Source organism: Paenibacillus sp. 1-8 (assembly GCF_056316205.1).
In genome coordinates this window covers 4524224-4537612 of the sequence record NZ_CM149995.1, presented here as the reverse complement: position 1 = coordinate 4537612, position 13389 = coordinate 4524224, and the positions used below count along the sequence as shown (strand labels likewise).

At 47.2% G+C, this 13389-nt stretch carries 11 protein-coding genes; all 11 read left to right on the top strand.

What is annotated here, in order from left to right; genetic code table 11:
• The first annotated feature begins 27 nt into the window (after window positions 1–27).
• The 11 genes from AC0WRU_RS20995 (at window position 28) to cyoD (ending at window position 13324) form a co-directional block, all read left to right on the top strand.
• A complete protein-coding gene (locus AC0WRU_RS20995) occupies window positions 28–444 on the top strand; it encodes a cupredoxin domain-containing protein (RefSeq protein WP_025684108.1) in 417 nt (138 codons plus the stop codon).
• Between the two features lie 427 nt (window positions 445–871).
• The gene (locus tag AC0WRU_RS20990; protein WP_476126185.1) at window positions 872–1885 is read left to right on the top strand and encodes an ABC transporter permease; all 1014 of its coding nucleotides are present in this window, start codon (window positions 872–874) and stop codon (window positions 1883–1885) included.
• Between the two features lie 15 nt (window positions 1886–1900).
• The gene (locus tag AC0WRU_RS20985) at window positions 1901–2803 is read left to right on the top strand and encodes a carbohydrate ABC transporter permease (protein WP_025684106.1); all 903 of its coding nucleotides are present in this window, start codon (window positions 1901–1903) and stop codon (window positions 2801–2803) included.
• 90 nt (window positions 2804–2893) lie between these two features.
• A complete protein-coding gene (locus AC0WRU_RS20980; protein ID WP_476126184.1) occupies window positions 2894–4588 on the top strand; it encodes an ABC transporter substrate-binding protein in 1695 nt (564 codons plus the stop codon).
• Window positions 4589–4693: 105 nt separating this feature from the next.
• Window positions 4694–7183 (top strand): glycoside hydrolase family 95 protein, encoded by a 2490-nt coding sequence (locus AC0WRU_RS20975; protein ID WP_476126183.1) that lies wholly within the window; start codon window positions 4694–4696, stop codon window positions 7181–7183.
• Window positions 7180–8526, top strand: coding sequence for a GH1 family beta-glucosidase (locus AC0WRU_RS20970; RefSeq protein ID WP_476126182.1), 1347 nt, complete (start codon window positions 7180–7182; stop codon window positions 8524–8526). Before AC0WRU_RS20975 ends, AC0WRU_RS20970 begins: the two co-directional genes overlap by 4 nt.
• A 216-nt stretch (window positions 8527–8742) precedes the next feature.
• Window positions 8743–8991 carry a hypothetical protein gene (locus AC0WRU_RS20965; RefSeq protein WP_014278150.1) on the top strand — a complete coding sequence of 83 codons (249 nt, stop codon included), beginning with the start codon at window positions 8743–8745 and terminating at the stop codon, window positions 8989–8991.
• Window positions 8992–9400: 409 nt separating this feature from the next.
• A complete protein-coding gene (gene cyoA, locus AC0WRU_RS20960) occupies window positions 9401–10378 on the top strand; it encodes a ubiquinol oxidase subunit II (protein ID WP_476126181.1) in 978 nt (325 codons plus the stop codon).
• Window positions 10379–10403: 25 nt separating this feature from the next.
• Entirely contained in the window at window positions 10404–12380 is a 1977-nt protein-coding gene (locus AC0WRU_RS20955; protein WP_476126180.1) for a cbb3-type cytochrome c oxidase subunit I, read from the top strand.
• Complete coding sequence (gene cyoC, locus AC0WRU_RS20950; RefSeq protein ID WP_476126179.1) at window positions 12380–12988, top strand: cytochrome o ubiquinol oxidase subunit III; 609 nt, start codon at window positions 12380–12382, stop codon at window positions 12986–12988. The genes AC0WRU_RS20955 and cyoC overlap by 1 nt, the downstream gene beginning before the upstream one ends.
• Window positions 12989–13324 (top strand): cytochrome o ubiquinol oxidase subunit IV, encoded by a 336-nt coding sequence (gene cyoD, locus AC0WRU_RS20945; protein ID WP_023990326.1) that lies wholly within the window; start codon window positions 12989–12991, stop codon window positions 13322–13324. It abuts the gene before it with no gap.
• Window positions 13325–13389: the final 65 nt, after the last annotated feature.

Sequence of the window (13389 nt, the reverse complement as noted above, 5' to 3'; positions counted from 1 at the left end):
ACGATCAACTGGAGGGGACTGACTTGAATGAAAACATTCATCTCTAAGAATTGGCACTTGATGCTGATTGGTTTTGTAGCGCTGACCGTGGGCGGATTTGTCTTGTTTTATTTTGAGGGGAGCGTGTCGTCGTTTCCGGCTAGCCAACCTAAAACCGTTCAAGAAGAGCCGGACAAAGCCAAGTATGAAATTGCTACGGTAAATGTAGAGGGAGACGGTTTTTATCCTAAAAATATTGAAATAAAAGCTGGTGTCCCGACTAAAATTAATTTTAAGAGATCGACATCTTTTACTTGCATAGACGAAGTACAATCGTTGAAGCTTGGAATGGATGTTTTTATGGACCATGAAAATAACTATTTTACCGTCAAAGACCTAAAACCGGGTGTATATGAGTATAATTGCGGTATGTACATGTACTATGGGACGATCACGGTGAAATAAATCAATAGTAGCCTTCCAAAAGGAGGAACTCTTTTCTCCAGACAGACATCCGTTCTCCTGCCAATTAGTTGCAGAATATGATAATAGATTCTAATTCATTGCCCTGACCAGCCTAAATTGCTGGTCTTTTTTATGTTCTATAATTTTAAATTAGAAAATTCACATTAGAACGGAGCAGGCGGAATGGTGCTGGACAAGCGAAGCGGTCGCCTTTGCCCCGGGATTTCTACCATTATGTGCTTATTCAAGAAATCCGGGGGCAACAGCGATGGGAAGCACCATCCGCATGCGTAGTAGCACGAATGTAATTTTCAGCTCCCTCCCCATATATCTAATTTTGAACTGATTTTTCTCCTAATTCGTTGGGTATCAGCTTCTGAGCCAGCCAAGTATGATAATAGTAACTACATACAAGGAGGAGCTTGTTATGGAATCATCAACTGAAACCGCTTCCAATACTGGTGCTACGATTCCTGAGTCTAACAGGGGCAGACCGCGCAAGGTACGCGGGCCGAAGCGCGGGCGTGGAGAAAAAGGCTTGTGGGACAGTGTAAAGCAACAAAAGTACCTTTATTTTATGTCCATTCCTTTCGTCATATGGGTGTTTGTTTTCAGTTATCTTCCGCTGTGGGGCTGGACGATGGCATTTCAAAATTATAAGCCCGCCAAATCCTTTCTGGATCAGAAGTGGGTGGGGCTGGATAACTTTATTGAGCTATTTCAGGACGAACGTTTTTATTTGGTGCTGCGCAATACGCTGGCGATGAGCCTCATGGGGATTATCTTTGGTTTTGTTGTGCCAATCTTTTTTGCCATTCTTCTAAATGAGCTGCGGGGGATGTTGTTCAAGCGATTCGTGCAGACCGTATCCTATCTCCCGCATTTTGTATCCTGGGTTGTTGTTGCCGGGTTGGTTACGAAAATGCTGTCCATCGACGGAGGAATCGTCAACGATATATTGATAGCGCTTCATATTGTGGATGAGCCGATTCAATTTATGGCGAAGGGTAGCTGGTTCTGGTATATTGTAACCGCTTCAGATATATGGAAAGAGACGGGCTGGAACACGATTATTTATTTAGCCGCAATCACCGGGATTGACCAGGAACAGTATGAAGCCTCGCGTGTGGACGGGGCAAGTCGCTGGAGACAGATGTGGCATATTACGCTACCGGGTATCCGTTCGACCATTGCCGTTCTGTTCATTATGGCGATTGGGCATCTGGTGAGCAACGGTTTTGAAAAGCAGTTCTTGCTCGGCAACAGTCTGGTGACGGATTATTCCGAGGTGCTGGATTTGTATGCGCTGAATTACGGGATTAATTTGGGTCGTTTCTCTTACGGGACAGCGATTGGTATTTTCAATTCGTTGGTCAGCATCCTGCTGTTGTTTACGGCTAATGGTATTTTCAAAAAACTGACCAAAGAAAGCATCATGTAGGGAGGGAGATGCGAAATGACGACAAAGGCTTTTAATGCGACCCGGTCTGAAAAGCTGTTTGACCTGTTCAACTATGTCCTGATGGCTTTGATCGTGGTGGTGACATTATATCCGTTTTTGAATGTGCTGGCGATTTCACTGAACAACTCGACGGATACCGTTCGTGGCGGAATCTATATATGGCCTCGCCAATTTACACTCGAAAATTATAAAACGATTTTCCAGTATGACGGTCTCCTTCGAGGCTTGCAGGTATCTATTCTGCGTACGCTGCTCGGTACGGTCTTGGGATTGGTTTGTGCATCCATGCTCGCTTTTACGCTGAGTCGGGTCGATTTCCGCGCCCGTAAATTTATCTCCACGTTTCTGGCGTTGACAATGTATTTTTCCGGCGGGATGGTACCTTTATTTATTTTGATGCGTGATCTGCATTTGCTGGGTTCGTTCTGGGTGTATATTTTTCCGGGACTGATCAGCGCATTTAATGTGTTTGTCATTCGTTCCTTTATGGATGGTTTGCCGTATGCGCTTCAGGAATCCGCCAAGCTGGATGGAGCAAATGATTTTACAATTTACTGGAAAATTATTTTACCGTTGTGCAAGCCTGTATTGGCGACGATTGCTCTCTTTCTGGCGGTAAATCAGTGGAACTCGTGGTTTGATACGTATTTGTATAATGGAGGAACTCCGCAATGGACGACGCTGCAATTTGAGTTAATGAAGGTATTACAAAGTACGCAACAAGGCGGCTCCAGCATGACGAACAGCAATGATATGGCAAAGCAAATGGCACAAATCTCGCCAGAGTCGATCAAAATGGCGATTACGATTACGGTCACGCTCCCCATCCTGCTGGTGTATCCGTTCCTGCAAAAGTATTTTGTAGGCGGCATGACACTGGGAGCGGTGAAATCATAATGCGGTGAAATCATAAAAGCCGGGCTTCCGGTGGTAAAGCAACAGCGATTTGCAGGTTAAGTCATCATAAGAATATAGGAGGTTTTGTTTATGAAAAAGGCTTGGTCCAGATTTGCACTCATTCCCCTGCTCGTGGTATCACTTGCTGCACTGGCAGGCTGCAGTGGAGGTGAGAAAGCAGCCAAGGAAGGCTCATCCAGCGGAACCGATCCGATTACGTTTAGCTTCTTTGGAGCTGACCCAAGCCCACTATGGAACGGAATGAAGGATGAAATAGGCCAGGAAATTACGAAAAAGACGGGCGTAACCCTGAATGCGGAATTTGATGTCAGCGGCGGAGGCGGAAATGATCGTATTTCTTTGATGGCGGCGAGCGGAGAGTACCCGGATTTGGTGTCTGCCAAAGCGAATGTGAGCAAGTTGGTGGATGCAGGAGCAATGATTGATCTGACCGATCTGATCAACGAGCACGCGCCGAATCTCAAAAAGCTGTACGGCCCCTACATGAATCGACTGAAATATAGCAACAAGGATCAGGCTATCTATGTCATCCCTACGTATGCAGGTGTGGGGCAGAAGAACTTTGATGCGACGGGTGGATTTGAAATCCAGCACAGGGTACTCAAGGAACTGGGATATCCGAAGGTAAAAACGCTACAGGATTATGAAAACGTACTCAAAACCTATGTAGCCAAACATCCGACCATTGATGGTAAAAAGACAATTCCCCTCACGCTGGATGCGGATGACTGGAGAATCATGATTACGGTAACCAATCCTGCCTACCAGACGACCGGAGCGTCAGACGATGGAGAATATAATATTGATCCCAAGACATTTGAAGCCAAGCTCCATTTCAAGCGCCCGGTGGAAAAAGAATATTTTCGCTGGTTAAACCACATGTACAATGAGGGACTGCTGGATAAGGAATCCTTTGTACAAAAAAGTGACCAATACAAATCCAAAATCGCCAGCGGGCGTGTTCTCGGTCTAATTGACCAGGAGTGGGGCTACCTCGAAGCTGAAAATGCGTTAAAAACGTCAGGCAAGGCTGATGCCAGCTATGCACATTTTCCAGTTACACTTTCAGAGGAATATAAGGATCATTCCTTTCAGGATACAGGCTTTATGTCCGGTTACGGTGTAGGCATTACCGAGAGCTGCAAGGACCCGGTGCGGGCCATTAAGTTCCTTGATTTTTTAGCCTCCGATGAAGGACAGGTGCTGGTGAACTGGGGAATCGAAGGTAAGCATTATGAGGTCAAAGACGGTAAACGCGTCATTCCGGCTGATGTGCTGGACCAAAAAACGAACAACGCCACCAATTTCAACAAAACAACCGGGCTGGAGCTGTACACGTTGATCAGTGGACACTACGGTGATGGTGTGAAGGACGCTACGGGTAATTATTACACCACCAAATTTCCGGAACAAATTATCGCAAGCTATTCGAAGCCGGAAAAGGAGTCGCTCAAGGCGTATGGCGTAAAAACGTGGAAGGAGCTGTTCCCGAGCGAGAAGGAATTTGATGTGAAGCCATGGGGCGCAGCCTATAATCTGACGACAGACAATGAATCCAATTATAATGTTACGTTCAAAAAAACGACGGATATTATCCGTAAGCGTATACCGGAGGCTATCTTGGCCCCAACATCCAATTTTGACACCGTATACGACAACATGCTTAAAGAGCTGGATGCCGCCGGAGCGGTACAAATGGAACAGCAATACACGCAATTGGTGAAGGACAGAGTGGAGCTATGGAGCGGGAAGGCTTCTAAATAAGGAGTTAACTTAACCGAGCTTTGATATGCCGAAATGATAGAGCGCTTGTCCTTGGGGTCAATACGGGATTGGCGCTCTGTTTAATCTCAATGGGGAGGGTTTGATGTGGGACAACGTGAAAAGCAAAAATCCCTGCGTTTATGGTATCGCCAACCTGCCAAGGTATGGGAGGAAGCATTGCCTATCGGCAATGGAAGGCTGGGCGCGATGATATTTGGGGGGATCGGGGAGGAGCGTCTGCAATTAAACGAGGATACGCTCTGGTCCGGATTTCCCAGGGATGGCGTTCAGTATGACGCATTGCGATATTTGAAGCCCGTTCGGGAGCTGATTGCGGACGGAAAATACAAGGATGCCGAGCATATGATCAATACGAATATGCTGGGCCGGGATACAGAGGCTTATCAGCCTTTGGGCGATTTGTGGATTACACAGCAGGGACTTGGGGAAATTGTGGAGTATGAACGCGAACTGGATTTGACCACCGGAAAGGCTGCGGTCATTTTTCATAGCGGGGGTATCCGTTATACCCGTGAGGTCATCGCTAGCGCGCCGGATGGAATTATTATGGTATCGCTGACTGCGGATAGGACAGGAAAGATCAATGCAATCGTGCGTATAACTACACCGCATCCTTGTGAAGCCGAGACTGGCGAGGATGCACATTTTGGTGATTCATCCCCGTGGGATAGTGACAAGAAAGATGGCTCAGCTGATGAATCAACGAGAAACGTAATTACGTTAACCGGACGAGCGCCGAGTCATGTGGAGTCAAACTATCGCGGGGATCATCCGCAGTCGGTTGTTTACGAGGATGAATTGGGGATGGCTTTTGCGATTCAGGCGCGGGTTATCTCCGAGGGGGGAACGTTGACAGAGGACGCTGACGGAGTGCTGAGTGTATCGGGCGCGGATAAACTCACGGTGTATTTGGCCGCAGCTACCGGATTCCGGGGATTTGATACTCATCCGGACAGTGATGCAGCGGAACCGACAGGCGTATGCCAAGCTACGCTGGATAAAGCAGTCTCGCTTGGATACGAGCAGGTGAAGCAACGGCATGAGCAGGATCATCGGGAACTATTTGGCCGCGTTGAGTTAGAGCTTGGGGATGATGCCGGGACGGATCAAATTACAAAGAGACAAATTCCGACTGACTTGCGATTGGAGCAGTACCGTGAAGGTCAGGCGGACCCGGATTTGGAGGTAACGTTGTTTCAGTATGGACGCTACTTGCTGATAGCCAGTTCTCGTCCGGGCAGTCAGCCCGCCAATCTTCAGGGTATCTGGAATGACCGGGTGCAGCCGCCATGGAACAGTAATTATACAACGAACATTAATACCCAGATGAACTATTGGCCGGTGGAGATATGCAATCTTGCCGAGTGCCATGAACCCTTGCTGCACATGATTGGTGAAGTTAGCCGCACAGGGTGCAGAGTTGCTTCGATCCATTATGGAGCTCAAGGCTGGACGGCCCACCATAATGTAGACGTGTGGAGGTATGCCGGACCGTCAGGAGGCCATGCCAGTTGGGCCTTTTGGCCGCTCGGGGGTGTCTGGCTAACCGCCCATTTATGGGAACGGTATCTGTTTACTCAGGATACGGCTTATTTGGCGGAACAAGCTTATCCGCTGATGAAGGGAGCGGCCGCCTTTTGTATGGATTGGCTCGTGGAAGGCCCGGACGGCTGGCTTGTGACCTCGCCTTCTATATCACCTGAAAACAAATTTAAAACCCCGAACGGAGAGGATTGCAGTATATCCATGGGTTCCACGATGGATATGACGCTAATTCGGGAGCTGCTGGGCAACTGCATCCAGGCTGCGGACCTGCTGGAATTAGACCGTGAATTCCGCAACCGCTGTGAAGAGACGCTGCAACGCCTGCTGCCCTACCAGATCGGTCGTCATGGACAATTACAGGAATGGTTTGCCGATTTTGAGGAAGCGGAGCCGGGACATCGACATGTTTCTCATCTGTATGGATTGTATCCCGGCCGACAAATTCATGTTCGTGATACCCCGGAGCTGGCGGAAGCGGCCCGCATATCGCTGCGCCGACGGCTTGATCATGGCGGTGGTCATACCGGATGGAGCTGTGCCTGGTTGATTAACCTGTACGCTCGGTTGGAGGATGGCGAAGCAGCACATCGGTATGTGCACACATTGCTGTCGCGTTCGACCTATCCGAATTTATTCGACGCTCATCCTCCTTTTCAGATCGACGGCAACTTCGGTGCGACGGCGGGGATTGCGGAAATGCTGCTGCAAAGTCGTCCGGGTGAGCTGACCTTACTGCCTGCCCTGCCTTCGGCATGGTCGGAGGGGAGGGTCAGCGGATTGCGGGGGCATGGCGGGATGACGGTCAGCATGGAATGGTCCGGTTCCCGGCTCGTCCGCGCGGAACTTACCGCATCCGTCCCGACGGGACGCTGCACGATTCGCAGTGCCCACCCGTTCAGTGCAGATGCTCGGCAGGCTCAGCCTGATCCAGAGCAGGGAGGATTCATTTTGTCATGGAATTTTACCAAAGAGCAGGAAACTACGGACAGACATACGATTACTATTGATGGAGAGGAAGAGAAAATATGACCATTTTTCAATTTCCGCAGGACTTTATGTGGGGGACGGCAACGGCAGCCTATCAAATCGAGGGGGCCTATGAGGAGGATGGAAGAGGTTTGTCCATCTGGGATACCTTTGCCCATACGCCTGGCAAGGTGTTCAACGGAGATAACGGGAATGTAGCCTGTGACAGCTATCATCGCTACGAAGAAGATATCCGGCTGATGAAGGAGCTGGGCATTCGTACATATCGTTTTTCGGTGTCTTGGCCGCGTATATTCCCCAATGGTGACGGTGAAGTCAATCAGGAAGGGCTGGACTATTATCATCGTGTAGTGGATATGTTGAACGAAAATGGAATTGAGCCGTTTTGTACGCTGTATCACTGGGATCTGCCGCAGGTGCTTCAAGATGCCGGAGGATGGGAAAACCGTCGCACGATTCAGGCATTCGTTCAGTATGCGGAGACGATGTTCCGCGAGTTCCACGGAAAGATACACCATTGGCTGACGTTCAATGAGCCGTGGTGCATCGCCTTTTTATCCAATATGCTGGGAGTTCATGCTCCCGGTCTGACCAATCTCCAGACAGCCATCAACGTCGGGCACAATTTACTGGTTGCGCATGGTCTATCCGTACGCCGTTTCCGCGAGTTGGGCACCAGTGGTCAGATTGGCATAGCACCGAATGTCTCCTGGGCTGTACCCTATAGCACTTCCGAGGAAGACAAAGCAGCGTGTGCGCGTACGGTTTCCCTGCATAGTGACTGGTTTCTCCAGCCCATCTATCAGGGTTCGTATCCTCAGTTTCTGGTAGACTGGTTCGCCGAGCAAGGAGCTACCGTACCGATTCAAGAAGGAGATATGGACGTTATTAGCGAACCTATTGATCTGATCGGTATAAACTACTACGCTATGTCCGTCAATCGTTTTAATCCCGAAGCTGGATTCCTTCAATCCGAAGAGATTAATATGGGGCTGCCTGTGACAGATATCGGGTGGCCGGTGGAATCGCGCGGGCTGTATGAGGTGCTGCATTATTTGCAAAAGTACGGCAACATCGATATTTACATTACAGAGAACGGGGCTTGTATCAACGATGAGGTCGTAAATGGAAAGGTTCAGGATGACCGACGCATTTCCTATATGCAGCAGCATTTGGTGCAGGTACATCGGGCGATTCATGACGGCCTTCACGTCAAAGGCTATATGGCATGGTCGCTCATGGACAATTTTGAATGGGCGGAAGGGTACAATATGAGATTCGGTATGATTCATGTCGATTTCCGCACTCTGGCCCGTACCCCCAAGGAAAGCTACTACTGGTATCGAAATGTGGTAAGTAACAACTGGCTGGAGACCAGACGCTAAAAGAAAATGTACATTGAGAATAAAGCGAACATTGGCCTGTTTCCGCTCCCTTTTGTTTGAATAACGAGTCCTCTGGGGTAATAATATCCAAGATGAATTGCAGGTTGCTAAAAGTATGGTGAGGCTATTAAGAATTAAATCATAGGAATTGTGCATACTGACAAAAATACCTGAAGAGGACGTTTCAACAATTTTAGACCAAAGGGAGTGGAGGATATGGCTTCGAATTTTAGAAAATCAGGATCGAACGAAAAGCAAATGAGCCGCTCGGTGTCTGTCATCGCCTGGCTCGCTTGGATTGTAGGAATTATTCTTATTTTGTTCAATTTAGGTAATCTAAGTGATCGTAATATATATTTAATGGTGGGTATTGGATGTGTCGTTGGCGGATTTTTTATTTATATGATCGGAAAAGGGCTGGTCATTGCCCGCAAGAAGGAAGATCAGGAGAAGGGCCGCAGTTAAATACGAAGGGTTTTCCAACATCGTAGTCACTTGTAGAACCAAAAAACATCTGTAGAAAAACAACAACGTGGGTCTTCGCACAGTGTGGAATTATAAACTGTCTGGAGCCCCGTTTTTTGCTTCCTGTTAACGCAAGAATAAACTTCAGCTAATGGCGGTCTGTCTTCTCTGAATGGCTTCGAAATAGTTTTTCTTTTGGTCATCTTTGTAGTAATGAAAGATTTTGAATTTGCAAGATAAAATTTATTTTTAGAGAGATTTTTCACAAAAAACGGACAATTAATCGACAATTCTGTTAACAATAAAAAAAATCCCCGCTTTTCTGATATCTTATATAGGGGCAACATTACAGGAATTCGTTAGTATTAAGTTTTTGAGTAATTTATTATTTCAAGGAGAGGGGAACAACATGAACAAAAAACCAAAAGCGATTATTGCGTTGGTTTTGACCGTGCTCACGGTAGCATTGCTCATTTGGACGTGTTTTTATGCTGGCGGAAAATACGTTGTTTTCGATCCGAAAGGACCTATTGGGCAAGCACAAAAAGAGCTGATCATTCTTTCAACGTCTATGGCTGCACTTCTAATTGTACCGGTCATATTTTTGACTTTTTTCATCATTTGGCGTTATCGCGACGCACCGGATAACAAGGCGAAATACCAGCCCCACTGGGACGACAGTAAAAAACTGGAGACCGTATGGTGGAGTATTCCGATTATTGTTATCTTGATTCTTGCGGTTATCACTGTGAGATATACCTACTTGCTGGAGCCTTCGAAACCGTTGGCAAGCACACAAAAGCCTGTAACCATCCAAGTAACTGCACTGGACTGGAAATGGCTCTTTATGTATCCGGAAGAAGGTATTGCTACAGTCAATGAAATTCACATTCCTAAAGGTGTTCCGGTCCGTTTTGAACTGACTGCCGACGCCCCGATGAACTCGTTCTGGATTCCGCAATTGGGCGGTCAGATCTACACCATGTCAGGCATGGCTATGAAGCTGCATTTGCAGGCCGATCAGGAAGGAACTTACTTTGGTTCGGGTGCAAACTTCAGTGGTGAGCATTTTGGACAGATGCGCTTTGATGTAGAGGTTCAGTCGGATGAAGAGTATAAAAACTGGGTCGCTAACATTAAAAAGCAGTCCAAACCGCTGACAAAGGACGGCTATTTGGCGCTTGCAAAACCAGGTTTGTCCCAGCCTGATGAATATTCTTCGATTCCAGACGGATTGTTCCAGGATATTGTGACCAAGTATGTAGTGGAAGGCGCTCCTAATCCTCATGCTGGACATGGCGGAGCATCGACAGAAGGTTCTTCCAAGTCTGGCAGCACTGAACATACTGGCACAATGAGTAATATGAATATGAGCGGACACAATTAAATGAATATAGGGAAGGAGGCCCCCAATGCTTGATAAAATAAAAGAGTTTGCATCCACTTTCTTCGTCACTGGAGATCCGATGATCTATGGAGCGGACGTTTCCATTGCTCTTGCGATGATCGGAATCGTGTTTGTGCTCACTTATTTCAAAAAATGGGGCTGGCTTTGGAAAAACTGGTTGACTACCGTTGACCATAAAAAAGTCGGTATTATGTATATCCTCGCAGCCATCTTGATGCTATTCCGCGGAGGCGTGGATGCATTGTTGATGCGTGTTCAGCTTGCTACACCGGATGTTACACTGCTGCATCCTGAGCATTACAATCAGATCTTTACAACACACGGCACGATCATGATCTTGTTTATGGCGATGCCATTGATGTTTGGTTTGTTTAATATCGCGGTACCTCTTCAAATTGGTGCGCGCGACGTAGCGTTCCCTTTCCTGAACGCACTGAGCTTCTGGCTTTTCTTTATGGGAGCGATGCTGTTCAACCTGTCCTTCGTTATCGGCGGTTCGCCAGATGCAGGGTGGTTGAGTTATCCACCGCTTTCAGAATTGCAATTTAGCCCCGGCGTCGGCCAGAACTTCTATATCTGGGGTATTCAGATTTCTGGTATAGGTTCATTGGCTACGGGTATCAACTTTATTGTTACCATTATTAAAATGCGCGCACCTGGTATGACTTGGATGAAAATGCCTGTCTTTACGTGGTCCGTATTTTCAACATGTGTTATTGTCATTTTCGCGTTCCCGATTCTGACGGTTACTTTAGCTATGCTATTCCTTGACCGTTTCGGAGGAGGACACTTCTTTACCCTTGATTTTGGCGGTAACCCGATGATGTATATCAACCTGGTTTGGATGTGGGGTCACCCTGAGGTATACATCGTAGTATTGCCTGCCTTCGGTATTTATTCCGAGGTCATCAGCGTATTCTCCAAAAAGAAATTGTTTGGCTACAAATCCATGGTTTACGCCATGTTCATAATTGCTATCCTGTCCTTCTTCACCTGGGCGCATCACTTCTTCACGATGGGATCAGGCGCAGATGTTAATGCATTCTTTGCCATTTCGACGATGGTTATCGCAATACCGACAGGGGTTAAAGTATTTAACTGGCTGTTCACGATGTATCGGGGTAAGATCACATTTAAGACACCTATGATGTGGGCAATTGCGTTTATTCCGAACTTCTTGATTGCTGGTTTGACGGGCGTAATGTTGTCTGTAGCACCTGCAGACTTCCAGTTCCATAACAGTTACTTCCTGGTCGCTCACTTTCACTCCGCTCTGATTGGTGGTGTAGTGTTCGGTTACTTGGCAGGTCTGTACTATTGGTGGCCTAAAATGTTCGGTTTCACATTGCCTGAAACGCCTGGTAAATGGGCTTTCTGGTTCTGGAATATCGGTTTCTATGTATGCTTTATTCCGCAATATTCTCTCGGTCTGATGGGGATGACACGTCGTCTGAGCACTTACGGCTGGGATACCGGCTGGCAGCCGCTTAACATGGTTTCTACCGTTGGGGCATTCCTGATGGGAATTGGTTTCTTGTTTCAGGTTCTTCAAATCCTTCTGGGAATCAAAAATTTCCGCAAGCTGAAGGATACAACAGGCGACCCTTGGGGTGGTCATACGTTGGAATGGTCGATTCCTTCACCTGCACCGGAATACAATTTTGCTACCATTCCGCAAGTGGAAGAACGCGATGACTGGTGGGCAGAAAAAGATAAACGTGCAAAAGGTATTTTCAGAAAGCAACTGCCAATTGAAGCGATTCATATGCCGAAAAACTCGGCGATTCCATTCATTATGTCGGTATTCTTTTTCATTGCAGGTTTCGGGTTCGTATTCGGATGGTCGTTCTTCTATATTCCAGGGCTGATCGGTGTGGCAATTTGTATGATTTGTCGTTCGTTCTTCTCTTATGATGGCGACTACTATATCCCTGCGGATGAAGTAAAACGCACGGAAGCGGCAATAAGGGGGTCTGTATAATGGCACAAGCTACAGCACATCAAAGCCATGATCATGACCACGGGCATCACGATCCGCAAGAGTTGAAGATGCTTGGTTTTTGGATCTTCCTCATAACGGACGTAATCCTGTTCAGTACCTTGTTCGCAACCTTCGTCGTCCTTCGGAACAACACAGCCGGAGGACCGGGTGGCGCAGAGCTGTTTAACATGACGGGCGTTATTATTGAAACGTTCCTCTTGCTCACGAGCAGCTTCACAAGTGGTCTGGCTGTGTTGGCCATGAACAAAGGAAGCATGAAGGGATTAATCAACTGGTTAATCGTGACGGCGATCCTGGGTCTTGGTTTTATCGGTTTTGAGGTTTACGAGTTTGTTGAGTTGGTACACGAAGGAGCCAATTTTGGAACGAGTGCATTCTTGTCGGCATTCTTCACTTTGGTCGGAACGCACGGACTTCACGTTTCGTTAGGTCTGGTTTGGATGATTGGACTTATGTTCCAGTTGAAAAAACGCGGGCTTACACCAGAGACGAAGGGGAAAGTTTCGGCATTGAGCTTGTACTGGCACTTTTTGGACGCTGTCTGGATCTTCTTGCTGACAGTCGTCTATTTGATGGGGGTGATGTAGATGGCACAGCATCAAACAGGAGCGGGTTCGCATGGTCATGATGATTCTCACGGTTCAGTGAAATCCTATGTTATCGGGTTTATTCTGTCCATCGTACTGACCATCATTCCTCTCGGTGTGGTTATGAATCATATGTTGAGCCGCACTTCGACCATGGTTGTTATTTTAGCCGCGGCAGTGCTGCAATTTCTGGTTCAGCTTTTCTTCTTCATGCACATTCGTGAAAGCAATGGACCACGCTGGAATGTCATGACTTTGATTTTCGGGGTAGTTATCCTGTTGACCATTGTGGGTGGTTCTGTATGGATTATGGAATACAACATGGTAGCACACTAATAAGTACAAACTAATTAGATTAGAGGAAGCGGAGATAGAGCCGCTTCCTCTTTTTTTGTGTGTAG